This window comes from Pseudomonas sp. 2822-15 (assembly GCF_002742515.1).
GTDB lineage: Bacteria > Pseudomonadota > Gammaproteobacteria > Pseudomonadales > Pseudomonadaceae > Aquipseudomonas > Aquipseudomonas salomonii.
This window is the reverse complement of the sequence record NZ_LJRY01000170.1, coordinates 463,935-490,237: the sequence shown is the minus strand read 5'-3', so window position 1 is coordinate 490,237 and position 26,303 is coordinate 463,935. Positions and strand designations below refer to the sequence as shown.

Genomic DNA, 26,303 nt, shown 5'->3' with positions numbered 1-26,303 from the left:
ACATGCATGACCCCTTCCTGCGCAAGGACACGCCCATGCTGCGTCGGCTCAAATTACTGGTGGTATTACTGACGTTGAGCCTGGTGCTCGCCGGCTGCAATCGCGTAGGCCTGGCCTACCGCAACCTTGATGTGATCATCCCCTGGACCCTCAACGACTACCTGGACATGAACGCCGGGCAAAAGAGCTGGTTCAATGACACCCTCAAGGAACACCTGGCTTGGCACTGCACCACTCAACTGCCGGGCTACTTGGACTGGCTTGATCGCCTGCAACAAATGGTCGACAACAACCAGATCACCGACGCCGCGCTGCAAGCGCGCACCGTCGAAGCCAAACAAGCCATCGCCGAGGTTGCCCGCGAGATCACGCCGTCAGCCGTCCAGTTGCTGCAGGGCCTGGATGATCAACAAGTCAAAGACATGGGTGATGCGCTGGCCAAAGACCTGCGCAAGCGCCAGGACGAATACCTCAAACCGCCGCTGGCTCAGCAGATCAAAGAGCGCGCCGAGCGCATGAGCAAACGCCTGGATGCGTGGATGGGGCCGCTGAGTGCCAGCCAGCAGAACCGAGTGACGGCATGGTCAATCGCGCTGGGTGAACAGAATCAGGAGTGGATCGGTAATCGCGCCCATTGGCAGGCGCAATTTATCGACGCCTTGCAGCAGCGTCACAGCGCTGACTTCCCACAGAAAATCCAACAGTTGCTGGTCGACCGCGAGAGCCTGTGGACCCCGCAATACCGCACCGCCTATGCACAGACTGAAGCCGCTGCCCGCGGCCTGATCATCGACCTGATGGCCGAAAGTACGGCGCAGCAGCGCCAGACACTCACACAAAAAATCGGCAAGGTTCGCAGTGACTTTCAGGCCCTCAAATGCCTCAAGGCCGCCTCGATTTAAAAATGTGGGAGCGGGCTTGCTCGCGAATGCGGTGAATCAGTCGATGAATCTATTGACTGACACACTGTATTCGCGAGCAAGCCCGCTCCCACATTTTTAGTTAGAGTGTGCTTTTTCAGGCAATCTGCGCTTTGGAAGCCACCTCGGCGAACGTCGCCGGGTCCAGCGCGTCGGCCTGCTCGTCCAGTACTTGGCGCGGGTGGTCATTGCCCGGAATTGAGCTGTCGATCAGGGCCAGCAACTGCGCGCCCAGCGCCGTGAGGATGAAGTTCTCACCATTGCCGCCCTCTTCTTCCGGGCGCGATTCAATGAAACCACGCTTGAACAACAGCGCTTCGTAATCGGCGGCGGTCTTTTTCAACGCGTCCAGGTTACCGGTGGATTCGCCCGCCGTGGCCTTCTCGGCCGCTTCCTGCTCGGCGTATTTGCGCGGCGCAAAGCTGCCTTCGCCGTTCTGCACTTCATGCAGCAGTCGCTCGATCAGATCCCAGTTGTAAGTCGTCATCCTGATTCCTCCTGCGGGCAGATTAAAAAGTGGCCCGTTAGAGGTAATGACACGACCGTGCTCTGGCCGTTCACCCGAATAGACGAGCGTCATTTCTCTGAACTTTCCAGACGTTCGCCCCCTCAACTGCACATTACTGCCAAGGAGGTCCGACCATGAAAACCCTGATCAACCTGGCCATCGCCGCCACGCTGCTGAGCGCCCTGCCTGCCTGGGCCTGCACGCCGGAAGAGGCCACGGCCAAACGCGAACAACTGGCCAAGGAAGTGACCCGGCTGACCCAGCAAAACCCGGCCAAGGCCAAGGAAATCAACGATGAGTTGCAGCACATGAACCTGGAAACCGCCAGCGCGGACCTGCCGGACAAGTGCCAACTGATCGACCAGCGCCTCAAGGAGCTGAAAGATGCGGCCGACAAAGCGAAAAATTAACCACCACAAAGGGACGCGGAGCGCCCCTGGCGGCATTCACGCGCAGAGCGTAGGAACGATTAACTGAGGGCATAAAAAAACCGGACAGCGTCCGGTTTTTTTGTATCAGCGGCCTTATTCGGCAGCTGGCGCTTCTGGCTTGCGGCGCTTGAGCGGCGCCATGCCGTCCTTGCTGACGAGCGACAGGTTGTCGGTCTTCGGCCGGTTGGCGATCTTGCGCTTGGTCGGAGACTTGGCGCCGGTTTTCTTCTTGTCGCCCTTGGCGTCGGTCTTTTTCTTTTTCACGCCAACGGCTTTGCCCGACGCCTTGACCTTCTTCGGCCCGGTGTAGGTGCCTTTGACTTCCTTGATGGTGCGGCGCTCGAACGACTGCTTGAGGTAGCGTTCGATACTCGACATCAGGTTCCAGTCGCCGTGGCAGATCAGCGAGATCGCCAGGCCATCGTTGCCGGCACGCCCGGTACGGCCAATACGGTGCACGTATTCGTCGCCGCTGCGCGGCATGTCGAAGTTGATGACCATGTCCAGGCCATCCACGTCCAGGCCGCGCGCGGCAACGTCGGTGGCGACAAGGATCTTCACGCCGCCAGCCTTGAGGCGGTCGATTGCCAGCTTGCGGTCCTTCTGATCTTTCTCGCCGTGCAGCACGAACGCCTTGTATTCCTGCGCCACCAGACGACCGTAGATGCGGTCGGCTGCTGCACGGGTATTGGTGAAGACGATGGCCTTCTGATAGGTCTCGTTGGCCAACAACCAGTTCAGGATCTGTTCTTTGTGTACGTTGTGGTCGGCCATCACGATCTGCTGACGCGTGGTGGCGTTCAGGTCGCTGACGTTGTTGACCTGCAAATGCTCAGGGTTGTTCAGCACCTTGGCAACCATGTCGCGCAAGGTCGAACCGCCGGTGGTGGCGGAGAACAGCATGGTCTGCTGGCGGTTGACGCACTCGGCCACAAGGCGCTGCACATCGTCGGCAAAGCCCATGTCGAGCATGCGGTCGGCTTCGTCGAGCACCAGCACTTCGACTTCCTTGAGGTCGAGGTTGCCGGCGTTGAGCTGCTCGATCATGCGGCCTGGAGTGCCGATCAGGATGTCGGGCACCTTGCGCAGCATGGCGGCCTGGACCTTGAAGTCTTCACCGCCGGTGATGATGCCGGACTTGATGAAGGTGAACTGCGAAAAGCGCTCCACTTCCTTCAAGGTCTGCTGGGCCAGCTCTCGGGTCGGCAGCAGGATCAGGGTCTTGATGCTCACGCGGACTTTGGCCGGGCCAATCAGGCGGTTCAGCACCGGCAAGACAAAAGCGGCGGTTTTACCGCTGCCGGTTTGCGCAGTCACCCGCAGGTCACGCCCTTGGAGCGCGAGCGGGATGGCCGCTGCTTGCACAGGCGTAGGCTCGACAAATTTAAGCTCGGCCACGGCTTTGAGCAGGCGTTCGTGCAGGGCGAATTGGGAAAACACGGGTGCTACCTCGAAGAAATACAAAATATCAGCTGCATAGGGTAACGGTTTCGGGCGCTCAAACCGAGTTTCTTTACGCGAATGGCGCTAATCAGCTGCTTTTTTGTCAGCAGATTTGTCCACAAAACCAACTTTGTTGCACATAAATGCTCTAATCGGCCCGTGTTGTCTTACAGAAGAATCGGTTTTACCCATGGATATCAAACAGCTCTGGCTCAACGTCCAAGACCTTTGGGGCGCCCTTGATGAACACCCACTGCTGCATTCCAGCCTGGGTTTGCTGATATTGCTGGTAGTCGCCTTATTGGTCGGACGGGTAGCGCGCTACCTCATCCTCCACGCCATCAAACTGCTCGGCCGGCAACCGGCGCTGCACTGGCTCAATGACCTGCGGCATAACAAAGTCTTTCACCGCCTGGCGCAGATGACGCCCTCCCTGGTGATCCAGTTCGGCCTGTACCTGGTACCCGAACTGAGCAAGACCGCCACCGTGTTTATCGGCAATGTGGCGCTGGCGTTCACCATCCTGTTCATGACGCTGGCCGTAAGCGCCCTGCTCAACGCCTTGCTGGATATCTACGCACGCACCGAACATGCCCGCACCCGCTCGATCAAGGGCTATGTGCAGTTGGCGAAGATGGTGCTGTTCGTGTTTGCCGCGATCATCATCGTCGCCACCTTGATCGACCGTTCGCCGCTGTTGTTGCTCTCGGGCCTGGGTGCCATGTCGGCCGTGATTTTGTTGGTGTACAAGGACACGCTGCTGTCGTTTGTGGCCAGCGTGCAGCTGACCAGCAACGACATGCTGCGGGTCGGCGACTGGATCGAGATGCCCCAGGTCGGCGCCGACGGTGACGTGGTGGATATCACCCTGCACACGGTCAAGGTGCAGAACTTCGACAAAACCATCGTCTCGATCCCGACCTGGCGCCTGATGTCGGAGTCGTTCAAGAACTGGCGCGGCATGCAGGCGTCCGGCGGGCGCCGTATCAAGCGCAGCCTGTATATCGACGCCAGCGGCGTGCGCTTTTTGCGCGACGACGAAGAAGTGCGCATGACCCAGGTACACCTGCTCACCGACTACATCAGCCGCAAGCAGGCCGAACTCAAGGCCTGGAACGAAGCCCAGGGCCATAGCGCGCAACTGTCGGCCAACCGCCGCCGCATGACCAACCTCGGCACCTTCCGCGCCTACGCCCTGGCCTACTTGAAAAGCCACCCGGATATTCAGCCGAACATGACCTGCATGGTGCGCCAGATGCAAACCACCGCCCAAGGCGTGCCACTGGAAATCTACTGCTTCACGCGCACCACGGCGTGGGCCGATTACGAGCGCATCCAGGGCGATATCTTTGATTATTTGCTGGCGGTGCTGCCGGAGTTTGGCTTGAGCCTGTATCAGCAGCCGAGTGGCAATGATCTACGCGCCGGGGTGTTGCCGGCGGCATTGGGGGCCAGCCAATTGCCAGCCCTGGAAAACGAATCTGCCTAACGCCATCAATTCCCTGTGGCAGCGGGCTTGCAGGCTGCCACACTAGCCTCAGCGGTGGATCGCGTCCGTACGCACACCCAAGCGACTGACCCACACCGCCCCCAGAATCACCAACCCACCCAACGCCAAGCGCCCCAGCGGCTCGTGCTGATTCCAGATCAGCAGGTTCAGCAGCAAACCCACCGGCACATGCAGGTTGTTCATCACTGCCAATGTGCCGCCGTTGACCAGGCAGGCGCCTTTGTTCCACCAGTACATGCCCAGCGCCGTGCTGACCAGCCCGAGAAACACCAGCACACCCCACTGCAGCGGCGCTTCGGGCAGGAAGTTGGTTTTGCCGAACAGCAGGAACGCCGGCAGCACCACGATCAAGGCGCCCACGTAGAAGTAGCCAAAGCGCCGGTAGTGCGGCAAATCACTCGGATAACGCGCGACCAAATGCTTGTACATCACCTGCCCGGCGGCGTAGGTGAAGTTGGCCAGTTGCAGCAGCAAGAAGCCCATCAGGAAGTTCGGCGTGATCTGGTCGAAGCGAATCACGGCCGCGCCGCCCACGGCCACCAGCGCAGCAATCAATGCCCACGGGTTGAAACGGCGGTTAAGCGCGTCTTCAATCAGGGTCACGTGCAACGGTGTGAGGATGGTGAACAGCAATACTTCCGGCACCGTAAGTACACGAAAGCTCAAATACAGGCACACATACGTCACGCCGAACTGCAGCGCGCCGATCAGCAACATGCCGCGCATGAAGGGCGGTGCCACCGAACGCCAACGGGTCAGCGGGATGAAAATCAGCCCGGCCAATACCACACGTACCAGCACGGCGAAGTAGCTGTCGACGTGACCGGCGAGGTATTCGCCGATCAAGCTGAAGGAAAATGCCTGAATCAGGGTGACAACCAGTAAATAGCCCATGCGCGCCTCGTTTCGAATGGGCGGGACATTAAAGGTTTTCGGCGTTTACTGAAACTCAAGGCAAAAAAAACCCGACCTCGCTATAGCGGCAGTCGGGCAGGAGCACTCAGGAGCAACAAGTGCAAAGGGAGGTTCGATACGCGTACTTGAAGGGTTTGCGTGGAGCGATATAAACACCGCGCGATTATGTGACGATTAAAGCGTTATGCGACCTGTGCCAGCAGCGCTTTGGCGTGGTTGATGCCCTTCTCCTGGAAGTCACCGCTCAGGTTCACGCCTTCGGCATGAATGAACGTGACGTCATGAATCCCGATAAACGCCATGACCTGGCGCAGGTACGGTTCCTGGTGATCGGAGGTGGCGCCGGTGTGGATGCCACCGCGGGCGGTCAACACAATGGCGCGCTTGCCGGTCAGCAGACCCTGCGGGCCGGTGGCGGTGTACTTGAACGTCACACCGGCGCGCAGCACGTGGTCCAGCCAGGCTTTAAGCGTGCTGGGAATGGCAAAGTTGTACATCGGCGCAGCCATCACCAGCACATCGGCGGCGAGCAATTCGTCGGTCAGTTCGTTGGAGCGGTCCAGGGACGCCTGTTCGATGCCGCTGCGCTGGTCGGCGGGTTTCATCCAGCCGCCGAGCAGGTTGGCGTCCAGGTGCGGGACCGGGTTGAGGGCCACATCACGCACAGTGATCTGATCCGCCGGGTGGGCGGCCTGCCATTGGCTGATGAACTGTTGAGTCAGCTGGCGGGAGATCGAATCCTGCTGGCGAGCGCTGCTTTCGATGATCAGAACATTGGACATGGCTGGGTAGGCTCCATCTGTAAATGCAGTAAGGCGATGGAGTGAAGATTAAACAGAGCTAATTCGATAAAAAAGCGTAAAAAACTGCTATAACCCATCTATAAATTTGTTTATAAGCGGAGTACTGCTGTGGGCATGCTCCGCTGCCGCGTTATTTTGGAGCGCACGCCAGGGCGATACGCATCTTGATAATCGAGCGGGTGAATTTGACCGTGGTGTTGGTGCTTTTACCTGCCGGCACCGTGACCGTTCGGCGACGCGGTGATTCCGGGCCGTTGGTGAAGGTTACCGAGCATACCGCGTCATTGGTGCCGTAATTATTCAGCTGTATCGAACTGATGTCGTTGTCGACGTCGGACGCCGTGTAGTCAATGCTCACGCCCTCGATCTTTTTAGTCACGTCGGTGGGATAGGCAAACGCGCTCATCGGCAGCAGCGCCAGCAACACACAACAGAATTTTCTCATTCGGCAGTCTCCAATAAGGACCGCCAGCTTAGGACAAGAGGAGCTCATCTTGAAAGCGCCCCGCGTTACCCTCGATCAATGGCGCACGCTGCAGGCCGTGGTCGACCACGGTGGCTTCGCCCAGGCGGCTGAAGCACTGCACCGTTCGCAGTCCTCGGTGAGCTACACCGTGGCCCGCATGCAAGACCAGCTCGGCGTGCCATTGCTGCGCATCGACGGGCGCAAGGCCGTGCTCACCGAGGCCGGTGAAGTGCTGTTGCGCCGCTCGCGGCAACTGGTCAAAAACGCCAGCCAGCTGGAAGACCTCGCCCACCATATGGAACAGGGCTGGGAAGCCGAAGTACGCCTGGTGGTGGACGCCGCCTACCCGAATGCGCGGCTGGTGCGTGCGCTCACCGCCTTTATGCCGCAAAGCCGTGGCTGCCGCGTGCGCCTGCGTGAAGAAGTGCTGTCGGGGGTTGAAGAGCTGTTGATAGATGGCATGGCTGACCTGGCCATCAGCAGTTTCATCATTCCGGGCTACCTGGGCACCGAAATGAGTGACGTGGAATTTATTGCCGTGGCCCATCCCGACCACTCGTTGCATCGCCTGAACCGCGAGTTGAGCTTCCAGGACCTGGAAAGCCAGATGCAAGTGGTGATCCGTGACTCCGGCCGCCAACAGCCGCGCGACGTCGGCTGGCTGGGCGCCGAACAGCGCTGGACCGTCGGCAGCTTGCCCACCGCCGCCACCTTCGTCAGCAGCGGCCTGGGCTTCGCCTGGTTGCCCCGGCACTTGATCGAGCGCGAACTCAAGGATGGCCTGCTCAAGCAGCTGCCATTGGAAAAGGGTGGCAGCCGCAACCCGACGTTCTACCTGTACTCGAACAAAGACAAACCCCTGGGGCCGGCCACGCAGATTCTTATCGATTTGTTGCGCACCTTTGACACCGCTCCCCTGGACGCACCTTTCGCCGCGCCCCAGCAAGCCTGAAACGGAGTTCACCCATGGCCTGGTTCGACCACGAAGGCTGCAGCCTGCATTACGAGGAATACGGTCACGGCACCCCGCTGCTCCTGATCCACGGCCTGGGTTCCAGCAGCCAGGATTGGGAATTGCAGATTCCGGTGCTGGCCCGGCATTACCGCCTGATCGTGGTGGATGTACGCGGTCACGGTCGCTCCGACAAATCCCGTGAGCGCTACAGCATCCAGGGCTTTACCTTCGATCTGCTGGCGTTGATCGAACACCTGAACCTGCCGCCCGCCCATGTCGTGGGCTTGTCCATGGGCGGCATGATCGCGTTCCAGCTGGCCGTGGACGAGCCCGCGCGGGTCAAGAGCCTGTGCATCGTCAACAGCGCGCCGGAGGTCAAGGTGCGCAGCGCCGATGATTACTGGCAATGGGCCAAGCGCTGGAGCCTGGCGCGCGTGCTCAGCCTGGCCACCATTGGCAAGGCCCTGGGCGATCGGCTGTTCCCCAAGCCCGAGCAAGCCGACCTGCGGCGCAAAATGGCCGAACGCTGGGCAAAAAACGACAAACGTGCTTATCTCGCCAGCTTTGATGCGATTGTCGGCTGGGGCGTGCAGGAACAACTTTCCAGAATCATCTGTCCTACGCTGGTCATCAGCGCCGACCACGACTACACCCCCGTGGCGCAGAAAGAAAACTATGTAAAACTGCTGCCCGATGCGCGGCTGGTGGTGATCGAGGATTCCCGCCATGCCACGCCCTTGGACCAACCCGAAGTCTTTAACGCTACCTTGCTCGATTTTCTAAAGACAGTCGAAACCACTACCCAGGATCACTGACCCATGCTGAAAAAAATCGCCTTCTTTGCCGGCTCCTTTCTGTTCGCCGCCAACCTGATGGCCGCCACGGCCACTGCACCGGCCAAGTCCAGCGCGCCCCACGTCCTGATCACTACCACCAATGGCGACATCGAAATCGAACTGGATCCGGTCAAGGCGCCGATCAGTACCAAGAATTTCCTGGCCTATGTCGACAAAGGCTTCTACACCAATACGATTTTCCACCGTGTGATCCCAGGCTTCATGGTCCAGGGCGGCGGTTTCACCGCGCAGATGTCGCAGAAACCGACCGAAGCACCGATCAAGAACGAGGCCAGCAACGGCCTGCATAACGTGCGCGGCACCTTGTCGATGGCACGCACCAACGATCCAAATTCGGCCACCAGCCAATTCTTCATCAACGTGGCTGACAATGCCTTCCTCGACCCTGGCCGCGATGCGGGTTATGCCGTGTTCGCCAAAGTGGTCAAGGGCATGGACGTCGTCGACGTCATCGTCAACTCGCAGACCACTACCAAGCAAGGCATGCAAAACGTGCCAATCGACCCTGTTGTGATCAAGTCGGCCAAGCGCATCGACTGAGGTCCGCAGCAAGCTCCGCACGCGGCCCACAACGCCGCGTGCGCATTTGAAAGGAGAGCCCGCAGCGCGGGCGTCAGACTGAATGCTCTATCGTCGCTTTGAACAACTGATCGACATCTTCCGCGACGCTCCGAGCGCCGCCCCTCCTGATAAAGTCCTGCCCTTCTACCTCTACTACCTGCGCCAGGTGTGGCCAAGCTTTGCCGCCTTGCTGGTGGTCGGCCTGATCGGCGCGCTGATCGAAGTGGCATTGTTCAGCTACCTGAGCCGCATTATCGATTTGGCCCAAGGCACGCCGCCCGCCAACTTTTTCCAGATTCACAGTGCCGAGCTGATCTGGATGGCCGTTGTAGCCCTGCTGCTGCGCCCGATCTTTAATGGCCTGCATGACTTGCTGGTGCACCAGACCATCAACCCCGGCATGACCAGCCTGATCCGCTGGCAGAACCATAGCTACGTACTCAAGCAGAGCCTGAATTTTTTCCAGAACGATTTCGCCGGGCGTATCGCCCAGCGCATCATGCAAACCGGTAACTCCCTGCGTGATTCGGCAGTGGCGACGGCGGAGGCCATCTGGCACGTGTCGATCTACGCCATCAGCGCGCTGGTGCTGTTTGCCGAGGCGGACTGGCGCCTGATGATCCCGCTGATCACCTGGATCATTCTGTACAGCCTGGCGCTGCGTTACTTCGTGCCCCGCGTAAAAGAACGCTCGGTGATTTCCTCCGAGGCGCGCTCCAAATTGATGGGCCGCATTGTCGACGGCTACACCAACATCACCACCTTGAAGCTGTTCGCTCATACGCAGAATGAGCAGGAGTACGCCAAGGAAGCGATCATCGAGCAGACCGAAAAAACCCAGTTGGCCGCGCGCGTGCTCACCAGCATGGACGTGGTGATCTGCACCTTGAACGGCGTGCTGATCGTCACCACCACTGGCCTGGCCTTGTGGCTGTGGACGCAGTCGCTGATTTCCGTGGGCGCCATCGCCCTCGCCACCGGCCTGGTGATCCGTATCGTCAACATGTCCGGCTGGATTATGTGGGTGGTCAATGGCATCTTCGAAAACATCGGCATGGTGCAGGATGGTTTGAAAACCATCGCGGCGCCGCTGGCCGTGACCGACCGTGAAAACGCACCGCGCCTGCAAGTGCCCCACGGCGAAGTCCGTTTCGAGCAGGTGGATTTCCACTATGGCAAGCAGAGCGGGATCATTGGCGATTTGAACCTTCAGATCAAGGCCGGTGAGAAAATCGGCCTGATCGGCCCCTCCGGTGCGGGTAAATCTACCCTGGTCAACCTGCTGCTGCGCCTGTACGACTTGCAAGGCGGGCGCATCCTGATCGACGGCCAGAACATCGCCGAAGTTGCTCAGGAGTCCTTGCGGGCACAGATCGGCATGATCACCCAGGACACCTCGCTGCTTCACCGCTCGATCCGTGACAACTTGCTGTATGGCAAACCGGATGCCAGCGATGAAGAGCTCAACGCCGCCATCCACAAAGCCCGCGCCGATGAGTTCATCCCGCTGTTGTCGGATGCCGAAGGCCGCACCGGGCTGGATGCACACGTGGGCGAGCGCGGGGTGAAACTCTCCGGCGGGCAACGCCAGCGCATTGCCATTGCGCGAGTACTGCTCAAGGACGCGCCGATTCTGGTCATGGACGAAGCGACGTCGGCGCTGGATTCGGAAGTGGAAGCGGCGATCCAGGAAAGCCTGGAAACGCTGATGCAAGGCAAGACCGTGATCGCGATTGCGCACCGCTTGTCGACCATTGCCCGCATGGACCGCCTGGTGGTGCTGGAGAAAGGCCAGATCGCCGAGACCGGCAGCCATGCCGAACTGCTGGCCCATGGTGGCTTGTATGCCAGGTTGTGGCAGCACCAGACGGGTGGGTTCGTCGGCATCGATTAAAAGTACACCGCGAAACAATGTGGGAGCTGGCTTGCCTGCGATAGCGCACCGTCAGTCACGAATCGTTTCTCTGGCACACCGCAATCGCAGGCAAGCCAGCTCCCACCCTTAATCAGCGCCAAGCCCCTCATGTACGGGCCCCTGGCGCTTTTTTATGGCCTGGATTTGTATCAAAAGCGTGCTGTAATCAGTGCAGTGCCCAGAAGGGCGCTGAAGTAAATCTGCAGGGAGCATCATTGATTTACTGATTCGGTAGAGCTATCTATCAAGGACGTGTCGCATGTCTTTGTTCAAACGTTCAATCACAGAGGGGTTAGGTACGTTTTGGCTGGTGTTGGGCGGTTGCGGGAGTGCGGTATTGGCCGCAGCGTTTCCCGCCGTCGGGATCGGGTTGCTCGGTGTGGCCCTCGCCTTCGGGCTGACGGTACTGACCATGGCGTTTGCCATCGGGCATCTCAGCGGGTGCCACCTCAACCCGGCAGTGTCAGTGGGGCTGGTCGTGGGCGGGCGGTTTCCGGCCAGGGAGTTACCGGCTTACATCGTCGCGCAGGTAATCGGCGCCACCGTCGCTGCTGCACTGTTGTACTTCATTGCCAGCGGTAAACCGGGCTTTGAGCTAGCCGGCGGCCTGGCCTCCAACGGCTACGGCGAGCATTCGCCAGGGGGCTACTCGATGGCTGCGGGGGTTGTCTGTGAGCTGGTGATGACAGCGATGTTCGTGCTGATCATTCTCGGCGCCACCGACCGTCGTGCCCCGCCGGGTCTTGCACCTATCGCCATCGGCTTGGCCCTGACCTTGATCCACTTGATCTCCATTCCCGTGACCAACACTTCGGTCAACCCGGCCCGCAGTACCGGCCCGGCATTGATCGTCGGCGGGTGGGCGATCCAGCAGTTGTGGATGTTCTGGCTGGCGCCGATCTTCGGCGCTGTAATCGGTGGCGTGACCTATCGATGGCTGGGCAAGGAGCAGCCGGCCTGAGGCAAACGGGTTCAGCCCTGCCGATAAGGCAGGGCTGCCCTCGCTTCTTCGGCATACGCCAGAATCCCAACCCGCTCGCGTTCCAGGAAGTCTTCGACGGCGCTCTTCAAACCGGGATGGCGCAGGTAGTGCCACGACCGTGTGATCACTGGCTCAAACCCGCGAATCAACTTGTGTTCGCCCTGGGCGCCGGCGTCGAAACGTTGCAGGCCGTGGGCGATGGCGTAGTCCATGCCCTGGTAAAAGCAGGTTTCAAAATGCAGGCGGTCGAACTCGGCCAGGCAGCCCCAGTAGCGGCCGTAGAAACTGTCGCCACCGATCAGGCTGAAGGCCATGGCCACCGGGCGTGTGCCTTGTTTGGCCAGCACCACGCGAATTGCCTCGGGCATGCGCTCGGCCAGCAGGCTGAAAAAGGCGCGGGTCAGGTAGGGTGCCTGGCGACGCACCGCGTAGGTGTTGGCGTAGCAGGCGTAGACAAAATCCCACTGCGCCTCGCTTAACTCATGGCCTTGCAACCATTCAAAATCGATGCCCTGCCCGGCCACTTGCTCGCGTTCTTTGCGCATCTGTTTGCGCTTGCGTGAACTCAAGGCATCGAGAAAGTCCTGGAAGTCGCGATAACCGCGGTTTTGCCAGTGAAACTGGCAGCCCAGGCGCTGCAACCAACCCGCCTGCCCAGCCAGTGCGGCATCGGCCAACGGGTCGGTGAAGTTGATATGGGCACTGGAGAGCCCTTCGATTTCCAGATAACCGGGCAGGCTACCCAGCAGTTCAACCCCGTCCTCGGCATTCCTGGCCAGCAAGCGCGGGCCGCTCACCGGACTGAACGGCACCGCCGTCAGCAACTTGGGGTAGTACTCGATGCCCGCGCGCGCGCAAGCGTCCGCCCAGCCGTGATCAAACACGTACTCGCCATAGGAGTGCCACTTGCGGTAGCTGGGCAGGGCCGCCACCAGCCGTTCGCCTTCCCAATGCAGCAAATGCTCGGGCTGCCAACCGGACTGCGGGCCCAGGCTGGCGCTGTCTTCCAGCGCACTCAGAAAGGCATGCCGCACAAAGGGTTGGGCCTGCGGCGCCAGGGCATCCCAGACGTGCGGGGCGATTGCAGACAGCTTGTCCAGGCGTTGCAGCGGCATCGGCATCCTCTCTGTTTCTTGGCGTGAAAGCCTGGCGAGTATCGCCTATCGCGGCGCCAGGCACACCTCGAAACGGGCTGGACAAACCTCGAAACAATTAGTTCCAGATTAAATAATTTGTCATCTAGGTGAAATCACTTAGCCACTACTCCGTCATAAACGGTCGCGATACTGACGCCTGTTTTTAGAGCGCCTGGTTCTACCAGGCGGCTATTTTCCGTCCGTCATCGGTCGGTTGTGTCCTGGATGGTTTGCCATCCCTCCTCACTTTCGGAGATTGATATGCGTCTTGCTTCCACTAAAACTGCGGCGGCCCTGTGTGGCGGCCTGTTGCTGGCCCTGAGCGTTCCGGCCAGCGCTGCAGTCGACGCTAAATTGCTCGACATGCTCAAGGCCAACGGCCAGATCACCGCTGCGCAGTACACCGAACTGCAAACGGAATTAGCCAAGGACCAGAAAGAAAAGCAGATCGCACAGCAAGCTCAACAAGAGACCAACGAGCAGATCGCGGCCACCGCGAAAAAAACCAACGACCTCAGCGTCTTCGATCAGAAGCTGGCCTGGGCCGCGCGCACCCAGCTCAAGGGTGATGTGCGCTTCCGTCAGGAAACCGTGAAGATCCAGGGCGAATCCAACAACGGCGGCCGCGACAAAGACCGTCAGCGCATCCGTGCCCGCCTGGGCGCCTACACCGAGATCAACTCCCAGGTCGACACCGGCATCCGCGTGGCCACCGGCAGCAGCGACGATGCGCGTTCGACCAACCAGGACCAGGACAACTACTTCGACAAGAAGTCGATCTGGCTGGACCTGGGCTACATCGACTACCACCCGGACCAGATCAAGAACCTGCACGTGATCGGCGGCAAGATGCTGCAACCGTGGGTGAACATGGGCGACGTGATCTGGGATAGCGACATCAACCCTGAAGGCCTGGCCGTCACCTACAAGTATCCATTGGGCGGCAGCGCCGAGCTGTTCGGCAGTCTGGGTAACTACAACCTCAAGGACAACGTGGACGGCGACGGCGTGCAATTTCGCCATGACCTACGCCTGACGTCCGGCCAGTTGGGCACGCGCTTCTCGCTCACCGACAACCTGAAAATGACCCTGGGCGGCAGCGTCTACGCCTACCAGAACGACAAGGACAGCCGCTGCACAACCACCACCACGCCATGCGCGCTGGCGGTCAACGGCAACTCGGCCAACAACGAATTCCGCCTGTATGAAGGCTTTGCCCAAGCCGACATCGGCGGCCTGGCCGTGCCTTTGGCGTTCTACGGCCAGTACGTGAAAAACAACGATGCGGTGACCGACCAGGACACCGCCTGGTTGATCGGTGCCAAATCCAAGGTGTTCGGTTTCAACCTGGACTACAACTACCGCGATACTCAGCGTGATGCAGTGGTTGGCGCCTTCACCGATTCGGACTTCGCCAACGGCACCACCGGTTCGCGCGGCCACAAGCTCAAAGTCAGCTACGACATCGACAAGAACTTCGCCCTCGGCGCCACGTACTTCCTGACCAAGGCTGACTACGCCAGCCGCACGCAGCGTGATGCCAACACCAACACCCTGCAGTTGGATGCTGAAGCCAAGTTCTAACTGAGTGTGCAATAACCCTTGGGCCAGGACGGCCCGAGGGGTTTCAACAGCCTTGCGTGGGTGGGCCGATCCCCATCATCCGTTCGACTCACCCACGCGAGCCTGGCTCTTCCCCGCCGTTACTGATCCTTGAGCCTTTCGGCCACCAGCCGATCAGCCAGTGCATCAACATCCTTTACCGGCTCCTGCGGCATGATCTTCAACGTCGCCTGCATCAGGCGCATCTGACGAATAAATCGCCGGCAGTTGGGGCAGAACATCAAGTGATGACGCACCAGCAAACGCTCTCGAAAGGTCAATTGCCCATCGAGGTAGTCACTGGACCGCGCCACTTGTTCCTTACAGGTCAACATTCACCCGTTTCCTCAAAATGCTCCACCGTGGCGAAGACTTTAAGCCGTGCTCGATGCAACAGCACACGAACATTGGAGAGCGAGAGGGTCAGAAGATTACAAATTTCCTCCAACTCCAGGCCTTGGCGTTCTCGCAGCACCAGCACGCTGCTTTGCAGCTCCGACAAACTCAGGATTGTATGCTCCAGGCACTTGCGCAGCTCATCCTCGGTCAGCAAGGCTTCCGGGGTGTCCTGGTGCCAGGCGTAAGGCGCAACAGCCCAGTGGCCGTCGTCGGGGACGAAGCGGTCATCACCAAGGGTGCCGTGGGGCGAAGGCAAATCATCGAGCAATACTTCCCGACGGTTCTGTTTGTAGCGGCCCTTGGCGGAGTTGGCGGTGATGGTCAGCAGCCAGGTCTTGAGGCTGGAGCGCCCTTCGAACTTGGCCAGGTTGCGCACCACCGACAGCCAGGCGTCTTGTACCACCTCATCGGCGTGGCGCTGGCCGACAATGGCATAGGCGACCGCGCGCATGGCGCTCTGGTAGGTGGTGACCAGTTCCTTGTAGGCCCGCTGCTCGCCCTTGAGCAGCCGTTCAAGCAGGTGCGCGTCGTCCGCTGCTGCCATTGTTTACCTCAAATTACCTTGGAATACGGTCGATGTGGGAGCTGGCTTGCCTGCGATGCAGGCACCCCGGTGGCTCAGTCACACCACAGTGATGCCATCGCAGGCAAGCCTGCGCCCACAGGATCAGCGCTTGCGCAGGATCACGCTGCCAATCGAGTAACCCGCGCCGAACGAGCTGAGCACCGCAACCGAGCCCTTGGGCAGATCGTCCTGGTAGGTGTGAAACGCAATCACCGAACCTGCCGAGCTGGTATTGGCGTAAGTATCAAGGATCACCGGCGCTTCCTCCACCGAGGCCTCGCGGCCCAGCAGTTTCTTCACAATCAGGTGGTTCATGCTCAGGTTGGCCTGGTGCAGCCAGAAACGCTTCACGTCGGTCACGTTCAGCTGGTTTTCTTCAAGATGTACACCGATCAACTCGGCAACCATCGGGCAGACATCCCGGAAGACTTTGCGGCCTTCCTGCACGAACAGTTTGTCCGGCGCGCCGATGCCTTCTTCAGCGGTACGGTTGAGGAAACCGAAGTTGTTGCGGATGTTATTGGAGAACTTGGTCAGCAGCTTGGTGCTGACCACGTCGAACTGGTGCTCGGAGGTCGCCAGATCAGCGCGCTCGAGGATCACCGCCGTGGCCGCATCACCGAAGATGAAATGGCTGTCGCGGTCGCGGAAATTCAAGTGGCCGGTGCAGACTTCCGGGTTGACCATCAGGATCGCCCGGGCCTGGCCCAGCTGGATGCTGTTGGCGGCGTTCTGGATGCCGAAGGTCGCCGAGGAACACGCCACGTTCATGTCGAAGCCGAAACCCTGGATGCCCAGGGCTTCCTGGACTTCAATGGCGATGGCCGGGTAGGCGCGCTGCAGGTTGGAGCAGGCGACGATCACGCCATCGATGTCGGCGGCGGTCTTGCCGGCGCGCTGCAGGGCTTGTTCGGCGGCGCCGATGGCCATCTGGCAGAGGACCGACCACTCGTCGTTGCTGCGCTCGGGCAAGCGCGGGGCCATGCGTTGCGGGTCAAGGATGCCGTCCTTGTCCATCACAAAGCGGCTCTTGATGCCTGAAGCCTTCTCGATAAAGGCCGCGCTCGACTCGGTCAGCGCCTGCACCTCACCGCGCTCGATGGCCGCGGCGTTATCGCTGTTGAACTGTTGCACGTAAGCATTGAAAGACTGCACCAGCTCTTCGTTGGAGATGCTGTTGGCCGGGGTGTACAGGCCAGTGCCGCTGATGACGACGTTATGCACGGTCGTTCCTCTAAATCTGTCAGGCAGAGAAGAATTTGGTACCGTCGTACCAAACTTTAAGTCGTTCGATGCCCTCCAGCGGGCATCAAACTGGCAACGCTTTATCCCATCGCGCCACAGCGTCTCGCGGCGTTACCGGTCTTTATGACTGCGAAGTTTGCCACAACCTCGCGGATTTGGCGCCATCCCCGGGATTAACCCCCCGCAACTCACTGGGAGCTGGCTTGCCTGCGATGCAGGCACTGCGGTGTATCAGTCAAGCAGTGGTGATGCCATCGCAGGCAAGCCAGCTCCCACAGGGGTTGGGCGTTGCCTGGAGGATCGAGGAAACTCAGGCCTCGACCTGGCTCCATTGTTTGCTCAAACGCTTATCGGAAATCGGCACCTTGGTGCCCAACTGCTGAGCAAACAGCGACACCCGGTATTCCTCCAGCCACCAGCGGTACAGCTCCAGCTGCGGGTCGCGCTTGCCTTCCTGGGCGTGTTTGTTCAGGCGGCTCTGGTACTGCGCCCACAAGCCACCCAGCTCCGTACTCCACACGCGATCTTTTTGCACCTGGCTCGGCAGTTTCTCCAGGCGCAGCTCGATGGCTTTGAGAAAGCGCGGCAATTCCTTGAACCACTGCGCCGGGGTTTCGCGCACAAAACCTTGGTACACCAGGTTGCTGAGCTGCTGTTTGATGTCGTTCAACGCCACGGCCTGGGCCAGGTCGATTTTGCCTTTGAAGCGTTTCTGCAAACCATGCCAGAGTTTCAGCACGTCCAGGGTCAAGCGCGCCAGGCGCTCGGCGTGCTCGGCCCAACTGCCGCGCTTGCGTTCGGCCAACGCAGCCAGACCGGCACCGTCACGCGGCAGGCTGGCTTCGCCGTCGAGCACGCAGGTGTCGAGGCTGGCCAGCAGAATATCTTCCACCAATGCGTCGATACGCCCCAGCTCGCGGTACATCAGGCCCAGTTCGGTCAAACCGGGCAGTTTGCCTCGCAGGAATTTTGCCGGTTCCGCCAGTTGCTGCATCAGCAAGCGCTGCAAGGCGCGACGGTGCTGGAACTCGGCTTCGGCGGCAGTGGAAAAACGCCCTTCCTTGACCGTGCCGTTTTCTTCGACCAGGGCCGGGTAGACCGTCATCGAGAGGCCGGCAATCTTTTGCTGGGTCTTTTCCGCCACGGCGGCAAACACCTTGGCTTCCACCGGCTGTTGGCTTTTCGCGGTTTGCGGCACCGCCAATGCGGCCTGGCTGGCCTCGGCGAAACGTGCGGTCAGCTCGGCCAGATCGCGGCCTTCGCCCAGGAACTTGCCCTGGCCGTCGACCACTTCAAGGTTCATCTTCAGGTGGCTTTCCACCTGCTGCGCCGCCTCGGCCCAGGCCTCATCACTGACCCGCGCGCCGGTCATGCGCAGCAATTCGCGGCCCAGTGCCTGAGGCAGCGAGCCCTGACCAAATTCGATACGTTGCAGGGCGGCCTTGACGAAGTCCGGCACCGGCACAAAGTTCTTGCGCAGCGCCTTGGGCAGGTTGCGCACCAGCGCAATGCACTTGGCTTCGATCACCCCCGGCACCAGCCACTCCAGACGCTCGGGCGGCAATGCCGGCAACAGCGGCGCCGGTACGCGCAGGGTTACGCCGTCGCGGGGGTGGTTGGGTTCAAAGTGGTAACTCAGGGCCAGTTCCAGGTCGCCCAAATGCAGCGTGTCCGGGTAATGCGCGGCGGTGACTTCACTGGCCTCGCGGGCCAGCACGTCTTCTTCACGCATGATCAGCAGTTGCGGGTCTTTCTGGCTGTTGACCTTGTACCAGCTGTCGAACGTGGCGGTCTGGTGGATCTCTGCCGGCAAGCGCGCGTCATAGAAGGCGTACAGGGTTTCTTCATCCGCCAGAATGTCACGACGACGGGCCTTGGCCTCCAGCTCATCGAGCTGTTCCAGCAGTTGCTGGTTGGCCGTGAGGCACTTGGCGCGGGATTGAATCTCGCCGCGTACCAACCCTTCACGAATAAACAACTCGCGGGACACCACCGGGTCAATCGGCCCGTAATGCACCGGCCGGCGCCCGACCACAATCAGCCCGAACAGGGTGATCTGCTCAAACGCCACCACTTGGCCGCGCTTCTTTTCCCAGTGCGGTTCGAAGTGGTTTTTCTTGATCAGGTGCCCGGCCAGCGGCTCGATCCAGTCGGCATCGATCTTGGCGACCATGCGCGCATACAGTTTGGTGGTTTCCACCAGTTCGGCGGCCATCAGCCATTGCGGACGCTTTTTGCCGATACCCGAAGACGGGTGAATCCAGAAGCGCCGCTGCCGTGCGCCGAGGTAATCGCCGTCTTCGGTCTTCTGCCCGATCTGGCTGAGCAGGCCGGACAGCACCGCCTTGTGCAGTTTCGCAAAGTCGGCCGGTTCCTTGTTGACCGTCAGCTGCATATCGCGGCAGATCAGGCTCAACTGGCGATGGGAGTCACGCCACTCGCGCAGGCGCAGGTAATTCAGGAAGTTCTTGCGGCACCAGTTACGCAACGGGCTGGCGGTCAGTGCCTGGCGCTGTTCTTCAAAGCCACGCCACAGATTGACCAGCCCGGCGAAGTCCGAATCGGCATCCTTCCACTGCGCGTGGGCCTGGTCGGCAGCTTGCTGGCGCTCCGGCGGACGCTCGCGTGGGTCCTGGATCGACATGGCGCTGGCCACAATCAACACTTCCTGCAAACTGCCGAGCCTGGCCGCTTCGAGCAGCATGCGGCCCATGCGCGGGTCCACCGGCAGGCGCGCCAACTGGCGGCCCAGCGGCGTGAGCTGGCTATTGCGGTCCACCGCCGAGAGTTCTTGCAGCAGGTTGAAACCGTCGCTGATCGCCTTGCCATCCGGCGGCTCGATAAACGGGAAGTCGGTGATTTCGCCCAGACGCAGGTGCAGCATCTGCAGGATCACCGCGGCGAGGTTGGTGCGCAGGATCTCCGGGTCGGTAAATTCCGGGCGGCCGATAAAATCTTCTTCGCTGTACAAGCGAATGCAAATGCCCGGCTCGACCCGGCCGCAGCGGCCTTTACGCTGGTTGGCACTGGCCTGGGAAATCGCCTCGATCGGCAGGCGCTGCACCTTGGCGCGGTAGCTGTAGCGGCTGATGCGCGCGGTGCCGCTGTCGATCACATAACGGATGCCCGGCACCGTCAGCGAGGTTTCCGCGACGTTGGTCGCCAGCACCACGCGGCGGCCTGGGTGAGACTGGAAAATCCGCTGCTGTTCGGCCGGCGACAGGCGCGCGTACAGCGGCAGAATTTCAGTGTGTTTGAGCTGGGCCTTGCGCAGCATGTCCGCGGCGTCGCGAATCTCGCGTTCGCCCGGCAAAAACACCAGCACATCGCCGGGGCTGCGACGTTCGCTAAGCTCATAAGCGGCAATTTCGTCGAGGGTGGCGAGAATCGCCTGGTCGACGGTCAAGTCGTCCTCGACGCGGTTGCCCTCCTCGTCCTGCTCCAGCGTCAGCGGGCGGTACCAGGTGTCGACCGGGAAGGTGCGGCCCGAGACCTCGACAATCGGCGCATCGTCGAAGTGCTTGGAAAAGCGCTCCAGGTCGATGGTCGCCGAAGTAATGATGACCTTGAGGTCCGGGCGACGCGGCAACAGGGTTTTCAGGTAACCGAGCAGGAAGTCGATGTTCAGGCTGCGTTCGTGGGCTTCGTCGACGATGATGGTGTCGTAGCGCTCCAGATAACGGTCATTCTGGGTTTCCGCCAGCAAAATACCGTCGGTCATCAGCTTGATCAGGGTGTTGGAGTCACTCTGATCTTCGAAACGCACCTGATAGCCGACCAGCGCGCCCAAGGGCGTAGCAAGCTCTTCGGCAACCCGGCTGGCGACGCTGCGCGCAGCAATCCGGCGCGGCTGGGTGTGGCCGATCAGGCCGTATTGGCCACGACCGATTTCCAGGCAGATCTTCGGTAACTGGGTGGTTTTACCCGAGCCGGTTTCGCCGGCAATGATCAGCACCTGATGCTTGAGCAACGCTTCTTTGATCTCGTCGCGCTTGGCGGCAATCGGCAGGCTGTCGTCATAGCGAATCACCGGCAGGCTGGCGCGCCGCGCGGTGACCTGGGCGCAGGACGCTTGCATACGCGTGACCCACTGCGCCAGCTTCTCCTCGTCAGGCTTCTTGCGCAGCTCAAGCAACTGGCGCCGCAAGCGGTGGCGGTCGGCGAGCATGGCGTGATCGAGGTTCTTGAGCAGTTGGTCGATAGCGGGCGCTTGGTCAGTCATCAGGTACTTTGCAGGTCGTCTATTTATGCACGGCCGGCAAGTGTGGCAGAAAAGCGGCTGATCTGGCAGACGCCGATCTAAATGTGGGAGCGGGCTTGCTCGCGAAAGCGGTGCATCAGTTGACCATTAAGGTGACTGGCACACCGCATTCGCGAGCAAGCCCGCTCCCACAGGAGTATGCGTTTACAGCGGGTCTTTGCGCCGATACGGAAACACATCAATCACCTTGCCGGCGCGAATCGCTTCCTGCAGGCCTTTCCAGTAGTCGGCGTTGTACAACTCGCCATGCAACTCGTCGAACAGTTTGCGCTGGCCGGCATCGGCGAACAGGAACGGCGGGAACTCTTCCGGGAACACGTCCAGCGGGCCGATGGAGTACCAGGGCTCCGAGGCCATTTCATCTTCGGGCGTGCGCGGTGCGGGGATGTGGCGGAAGTTGGCTTCGGTGAGAAAGCAGATTTCATCATAGTCATAGAACACCACACGACCGTGGCGGGTGACGCCGAAGTTCTTGAGCAGCATGTCGCCGGGGAAGATGTTCGCCGCCGCCAGTTGCTTGATCGCCAGGCCATAATCTTCCAGGGCTTCGCGCACCTGGGCGGGGTTGGCATTGTCCAGGTAGAGGTTGAGCGGGGTCATGCGCCGCTCGGTCCAGCAGTGGCGAATCAGCACCGTATCGCCCTCCACCTGCACCGTGCCGGCGGCGACTTCCAGTAACTCGGCCAGGCATTCGGGCTCGAATTTGCTTAGGGGAAAACGGAAGTCGGCAAACTCCTGGGTGTCGGCCATGCGCCCCACCCGATCAACGCTTTTAACCAGCCGGTACTTCTCGATCACCGTGGCACGGTTGACGTTTTTCGACGGCGAAAAGCGGTCCTTGATGATCTTGAATACGGTGTTGAAACCCGGCAGCGTGAACACACTCATGACCATGCCGCGCACGCCGGGCGCCATGATGAATTGATCATCGGTGGTGGCCAGGTGGTTGATCAACGCGCGGTAGAACTCCGATTTACCGTGCTTGTAGAAACCGATCGAGGTGTACAGCTCGGCAATATGCTTGCCGGGCAGGATGCGCTTGAGAAAGCCGATAAACTCCGCCGGCACCGGCACGTCCACCATGAAGTAAGAGCGTGTGAAGGAAAAGATGATCGACACATCGGCTTCGTCGGTGATCAGCGCATCGATCTGGATGCCGCGCCCTTCGCGGTGCAACAGCGGAATCACCAGTGGCCACTGCTCGTCTTGGGTAAAAATGCGGCCCACGAGGTAGGCACCTTTATTACGGTAAAGCACCGACGAAAACAGCTCGATACTCAGCTCAGGGTCTTTGCATACCCAATCCGGCAGATTTTCGCGCAGCTGCGCCTGGAGGCGGCGCAGGTCGCCGTCGAGGTCGGCATAGGCTTCGCTGAAGCGGTAATCGGCGAAGATCTGCGCCAGCGTCGCCGCCAGGTCGCCCGCAGGTTGATAGGTGCGGGTTTGCGCCGCACGCGCCCGGCGCAGGCTCGGCCGCGTGGTGTGGATGAACATGCAGCCGTCACTGATCAGGTCATGGCTGAACAGCCCGCAGAAGATCGAGTTGTACCAGGTCTCGGACAGCTCATCGTCAAAACGCAGATCGATCAGGCCGATGTACGCGCTTTTGACCAATGGCCACTCGTCCACCGCCAGCAACGCCGCCTCATCGAAGTGGGCACGCAGACGTGCCGTGACTTCAGCGACCTTCTCTTCATACAAATTGATCCGCGCCGCCGATGCCGCCTGCCCTTGTTGCCACTGAGCCGTTTCGAAACGCTCGCGGGCGCCGTCGGTGATCTGGCGAAAGTGCTCACGGTAATCGTCGAAGCCATCGAGGATCATGCGGGCAATGGCAGGGGCGGATGGCGACATGCGGGAAACCTCGAACGGGTATCTGGATGCCTGAGCTTAGCCAGTGAATCGAGGCAGGAGAAGGATGATTTGCACGGCCTGACTGTACAACATCATGCATTTTGTACATTTAGTTTCAGTTTTAATAAGTAGACCACTCGGTCAATAAAAGCACCCAAAAGTCACCCGACTCACCGCTACAGGCTTTGAACTGCGTGGCCCTGCCCTCGCCGAGCGCAAAACGTACCCACCGGTGAATTCATAACTGATGTAACGACCTCGGCACCGCTTAGGGGAAACCCCGATTACTACCTTAATGGCACTTTGATATACAGCGCGCCCTTTCCCACCCTTACAAGGTCTGAAGACCGACCCGGGAACCGGTTCAAATCGCCTAAGGAGCAATAAGATGTCATTGAGGAATATGCCGATCGGTCTGCGCGCCAGCCTGAGTTTTGGGGTGTTGGCCAGCATGCTGGTGATCGTCGGAATGTTTGGCCTGGGGCAGATGGCCAAGCTGCGCGAAAGCGCGCTGGTGATGGAAGAGTCGTGGATGCCGAGCATCGAGAATATCCACGACGCTGCAGCCTGCATCGCCAACATCCGCCTGGAGTCGATGCGCATGGTGACCACCGACGAATCAAGGATCCGCGACAACAGCAAAAGCCTGATCGCCCGCCAGCGCAACGAACTCAACACCCTGCTCGAGCACCACACCGACCTGCTCAGCAGCGACGAAGAGCGCGCCATGCTCAAGCAACTCAACAGCGATGTGAACACTTACAACAGCATCGTCAGCCAGATGATGGAGCTGGTCGACAAGGACCAGCAGCAAGACGCCATCGACCTGCTCAACACACGCATCGGCCCACAGGGCACGGTCTTGAATAAAAGCCTGGAGGACATGATTACCTTCAATCAGCAAGGCGTGGAAGCCGCCGCGGACGCGGCGGCGCAGATGTACACCCGCGCGCAGTGGGTGGTCGGCCTGATCATCCTGTGCGCACTGATCACGACCTTGTTGCTCGCCTGGCTGCTGACCCGCAGCATCACCGCCCCGCTGGGCCAGGCGCTGGCTGTGGCGCGCACCATTGCCGGTGGCGATTTGAGCCAGCCCATCGTGGTCAAAGGCAGCGACGAACCGGCGCAATTGCTGGCGGCCCTGGCCACCATGCAGGATCAGTTGCGCACCACCATTCATGGCATCAGCGAGTCGGCGCAGCAACTGGCCTCCGCAGCCGAAGAGATGAGTTCGGTGATGGAGCAGAGCACCCGTGGCCTGCAAGCGCAGAACGATGAGATCGAACAGGCCGCCACCGCCGTCAACGAGATGAGCGCGGCGGTGGACGAAGTCGCGGCCAATGCAGTGTCCAGCGCCGAGGCGTCCACGGCCTCCGACGAAGACAGCAAGCACGGTCATTACCAGATCAGCGCAACCATCAGCGCGATCCAGAGCCTGGTGGACGAAGTACTCGGTGCGTCCAACAAGGCCGAAGGCTTGGCGGTGCAGGCCCAGGACATCAGTAAAGTGCTGGAAGTGATCCGCGGCATCGCCGGGCAAACCAACCTGCTGGCGCTGAATGCCGCCATCGAAGCCGCCCGCGCAGGCGAGGCTGGGCGCGGGTTTGCCGTGGTGGCCGACGAGGTGCGCTCACTGGCGCAACGCACCCAGGACTCCACCGAAGAAATCGAGCAGATGATCAACGGCATTCAGCAAGGCACCCAAGGCACTGTCGAAGCGCTCAACAGCAGCGCCGAGCACGCCGGCCAGACCTTGCAGCGGGCCAACAGCGCCGGCAGCGCCCTGGAAAAAATCACTGCGGCCATCTCGCAGATCAGCGAACGCAACCTGGTGATCGCCAGCGCCGCCGAGCAACAGGCGTTGGTGGCTCGCGACGTCGACCGCAGCCTGGTGAACATCCGCGACCTGTCGACCCAGACCGCCGCCGGCGCCACCCAGACCTCGGCGGCCAGCCAGGAACTGTCACGCCTGGCGGTGGACCTCAACGGCATGGTGACGCGGTTTGTCCTGTAATTAGCGATTGTGTCGCGCAGGCCACTGGGCAACACTCGCCGCCTTATTGATGTAGGAGTGTTCCGTGAGACCTGTCGACACCCTGTACCTGTTGGGGCTGGCTGCCATTTGGGGCGCCAGTTTCCTGTTCATGCGCATTATCGCGCCGGAAATCGGCACGGTGCCGACTGCGTTTTTTCGCGTGTCGATCGCCGCCGCCGGCTTGCTGGTGATCCTCACGGTGATGCGCGTGAACTGGGACTTCCAGGGCAAGTTCAAGACCGTGCTGCTGCTCGGCGTGATCAACTCCGGGATACCCGCGACTATGTATTCCGTGGCCGCTCAGGTGCTGCCGGCGGGTTACTCGGCGATCTTCAACGCCACCACGCCGTTGATGGGCGTGTTGATCGGCGGGTTGTTCTTCAGCGAGCGCCTGACGCCTTCGAAAATCGCAGGTGTGTGCTTGGGCCTGTTCGGCGTAGGAATCCTGACCCGTGCCGGGCCGGTAGCCTTTGATAGGGACTTGTTGATGGGCGCACTGGCCTGCCTGCTGGCCACCACGTGCTACGGCTTTGCCGGGTTCCTTGCGCGGCGCTGGCTCGATCAGCGTGGCGGCCTGGACAGCCGGCTTTCGGCATTGGGCAGCATGCTCGGCGCGACCCTGTTCTTGCTGCCGTTCTTTGCCTACAGCGCCATCAGCCATCCACCGGCGAGCTGGGGAGGCTGGCAGGTGTGGTCGTCATTGTTGGGGTTGGGGCTGGTGTGCACGGCGTTTGCCTACATCCTGTACTTCCGCTTGCTGTCGTCGATTGGGCCGGTGAAGTCGATGACCGTGACCTTTATGATTCCGCCGTTTGGGGTGTTGTGGGGGGCGTTGTTGCTGGGGGAGCCGTTGTCGATGGCGCATTTGTATGGCGGGGTGTTGATTGGGGGCGCCCTTTGGCTGGTGCTGCGACCCGGGAAATTATCGGCCCGCTAGGCG

22 protein-coding genes are annotated in these 26,303 nt (G+C 60.5%); 11 read left to right on the top strand and 11 right to left on the bottom strand.

Features of this window, described 5'->3' with window-relative positions; all coding sequences use genetic code 11:
• The first annotated feature begins 35 nt into the window (after nt 1-35).
• Nucleotides 36-902, top strand: a complete 867-nt coding sequence (locus AOA59_RS08275) for a DUF6279 family lipoprotein (RefSeq protein WP_099486902.1) — start codon at nt 36-38, stop codon at nt 900-902.
• A gap of 115 nt (nt 903-1,017) precedes the next feature.
• Here AOA59_RS08275 and AOA59_RS08270 read toward each other — a convergent pair whose 3' ends face one another.
• Nucleotides 1,018-1,407: a hypothetical protein gene (locus AOA59_RS08270; RefSeq protein ID WP_017134854.1), complete on the bottom strand. Its 390-nt coding sequence runs from the start codon at nt 1,405-1,407 to the stop codon at nt 1,018-1,020.
• Between the two features lie 155 nt (nt 1,408-1,562).
• Here AOA59_RS08270 and AOA59_RS08265 point away from each other — a divergent pair, with 155 nt between their 5' ends.
• Nucleotides 1,563-1,838, top strand: a complete 276-nt coding sequence (locus AOA59_RS08265) for a hypothetical protein (RefSeq protein WP_099486795.1) — start codon at nt 1,563-1,565, stop codon at nt 1,836-1,838.
• Between the two features lie 114 nt (nt 1,839-1,952).
• Here AOA59_RS08265 and AOA59_RS08260 read toward each other — a convergent pair whose 3' ends face one another.
• The gene (locus AOA59_RS08260; RefSeq protein ID WP_026013512.1) at nt 1,953-3,299 is read right to left on the bottom strand and encodes a DEAD/DEAH box helicase; all 1,347 of its coding nucleotides are present in this window, start codon (nt 3,297-3,299) and stop codon (nt 1,953-1,955) included.
• Between the two features lie 193 nt (nt 3,300-3,492).
• Here AOA59_RS08260 and AOA59_RS08255 point away from each other — a divergent pair, with 193 nt between their 5' ends.
• On the top strand, nt 3,493-4,791 hold the full coding sequence (locus AOA59_RS08255) for a mechanosensitive ion channel family protein (protein ID WP_099486793.1): 1,299 nt from the start codon (nt 3,493-3,495) through the stop codon (nt 4,789-4,791).
• A 48-nt stretch (nt 4,792-4,839) separates the two neighbouring features.
• Here AOA59_RS08255 and AOA59_RS08250 read toward each other — a convergent pair whose 3' ends face one another.
• The 3 genes from AOA59_RS08250 to AOA59_RS08240 form a co-directional block, all read right to left on the bottom strand.
• Nucleotides 4,840-5,706, bottom strand: coding sequence for a carboxylate/amino acid/amine transporter (locus AOA59_RS08250; RefSeq protein ID WP_069788050.1), 867 nt, complete (start codon nt 5,704-5,706; stop codon nt 4,840-4,842).
• Between the two features lie 203 nt (nt 5,707-5,909).
• Nucleotides 5,910-6,509 (bottom strand): FMN-dependent NADH-azoreductase, encoded by a 600-nt coding sequence (locus AOA59_RS08245; RefSeq protein WP_099486792.1) that lies wholly within the window; start codon nt 6,507-6,509, stop codon nt 5,910-5,912.
• Nucleotides 6,510-6,660: 151 nt separating this feature from the next.
• Entirely contained in the window at nt 6,661-6,975 is a 315-nt protein-coding gene (locus AOA59_RS08240) for a 3-phosphoglycerate kinase (protein ID WP_065929811.1), read from the bottom strand.
• Nucleotides 6,976-7,024: 49 nt separating this feature from the next.
• Here AOA59_RS08240 and AOA59_RS08235 point away from each other — a divergent pair, with 49 nt between their 5' ends.
• The 5 genes from AOA59_RS08235 to aqpZ all read left to right on the top strand — a co-directional run bounded on the left by AOA59_RS08235 (nt 7,025) and on the right by aqpZ (nt 12,245).
• Nucleotides 7,025-7,948, top strand: coding sequence for a LysR family transcriptional regulator (locus AOA59_RS08235; RefSeq protein ID WP_065929812.1), 924 nt, complete (start codon nt 7,025-7,027; stop codon nt 7,946-7,948).
• 14 nt (nt 7,949-7,962) lie between these two features.
• A complete protein-coding gene (locus AOA59_RS08230; protein WP_099486790.1) occupies nt 7,963-8,766 on the top strand; it encodes an alpha/beta fold hydrolase in 804 nt (267 codons plus the stop codon).
• A gap of 3 nt (nt 8,767-8,769) precedes the next feature.
• Complete coding sequence (locus tag AOA59_RS08225; protein ID WP_099486788.1) at nt 8,770-9,348, top strand: peptidylprolyl isomerase; 579 nt, start codon at nt 8,770-8,772, stop codon at nt 9,346-9,348.
• A gap of 82 nt (nt 9,349-9,430) precedes the next feature.
• Nucleotides 9,431-11,263, top strand: coding sequence for an ABC transporter ATP-binding protein (locus tag AOA59_RS08220; protein WP_099486786.1), 1,833 nt, complete (start codon nt 9,431-9,433; stop codon nt 11,261-11,263).
• Nucleotides 11,264-11,543: 280 nt separating this feature from the next.
• The gene (gene aqpZ / locus AOA59_RS08215) at nt 11,544-12,245 is read left to right on the top strand and encodes an aquaporin Z (protein WP_099486784.1); all 702 of its coding nucleotides are present in this window, start codon (nt 11,544-11,546) and stop codon (nt 12,243-12,245) included.
• An 11-nt stretch (nt 12,246-12,256) separates the two neighbouring features.
• Here the strand turns inward: aqpZ and AOA59_RS08210 are convergent, their stop codons facing one another.
• The gene (locus AOA59_RS08210) at nt 12,257-13,381 is read right to left on the bottom strand and encodes a GNAT family N-acetyltransferase (RefSeq protein ID WP_099486900.1); all 1,125 of its coding nucleotides are present in this window, start codon (nt 13,379-13,381) and stop codon (nt 12,257-12,259) included.
• A gap of 282 nt (nt 13,382-13,663) precedes the next feature.
• Between AOA59_RS08210 and AOA59_RS08205 the strand changes: the two genes are divergently transcribed.
• Nucleotides 13,664-14,986, top strand: coding sequence for a putative porin (locus AOA59_RS08205; protein ID WP_017134842.1), 1,323 nt, complete (start codon nt 13,664-13,666; stop codon nt 14,984-14,986).
• A gap of 119 nt (nt 14,987-15,105) precedes the next feature.
• Here the strand turns inward: AOA59_RS08205 and AOA59_RS08200 are convergent, their stop codons facing one another.
• From AOA59_RS08200 to aceK, 5 genes are all read right to left on the bottom strand, one after another.
• Nucleotides 15,106-15,339, bottom strand: coding sequence for an anti-sigma factor (locus tag AOA59_RS08200; protein WP_056861494.1), 234 nt, complete (start codon nt 15,337-15,339; stop codon nt 15,106-15,108).
• Nucleotides 15,333-15,947, bottom strand: a complete 615-nt coding sequence (locus AOA59_RS08195) for an RNA polymerase sigma factor (RefSeq protein WP_065929816.1) — start codon at nt 15,945-15,947, stop codon at nt 15,333-15,335. The genes AOA59_RS08200 and AOA59_RS08195 overlap by 7 nt, the downstream gene beginning before the upstream one ends.
• 123 nt (nt 15,948-16,070) lie before the next feature.
• On the bottom strand, nt 16,071-17,192 hold the full coding sequence (locus AOA59_RS08190) for a beta-ketoacyl-ACP synthase III (protein WP_056861495.1): 1,122 nt from the start codon (nt 17,190-17,192) through the stop codon (nt 16,071-16,073).
• Nucleotides 17,193-17,523: 331 nt separating this feature from the next.
• Nucleotides 17,524-21,435 (bottom strand): ATP-dependent RNA helicase HrpA, encoded by a 3,912-nt coding sequence (gene hrpA, locus AOA59_RS08185; RefSeq protein ID WP_099486782.1) that lies wholly within the window; start codon nt 21,433-21,435, stop codon nt 17,524-17,526.
• 183 nt (nt 21,436-21,618) lie between these two features.
• Nucleotides 21,619-23,328: a bifunctional isocitrate dehydrogenase kinase/phosphatase gene (gene aceK, locus AOA59_RS08180; RefSeq protein WP_099486780.1), complete on the bottom strand. Its 1,710-nt coding sequence runs from the start codon at nt 23,326-23,328 to the stop codon at nt 21,619-21,621.
• A gap of 388 nt (nt 23,329-23,716) precedes the next feature.
• On the opposite strand from aceK, the gene AOA59_RS08175 reads away from it, so the two are divergent.
• Together AOA59_RS08175 and AOA59_RS08170 are read left to right on the top strand one after the other, a co-directional pair.
• A complete protein-coding gene (locus AOA59_RS08175; protein WP_099486778.1) occupies nt 23,717-25,342 on the top strand; it encodes a methyl-accepting chemotaxis protein in 1,626 nt (541 codons plus the stop codon).
• Nucleotides 25,343-25,406: 64 nt separating this feature from the next.
• Nucleotides 25,407-26,300 (top strand): DMT family transporter, encoded by an 894-nt coding sequence (locus AOA59_RS08170; RefSeq protein WP_065929820.1) that lies wholly within the window; start codon nt 25,407-25,409, stop codon nt 26,298-26,300.
• Nucleotides 26,301-26,303: the final 3 nt, after the last annotated feature.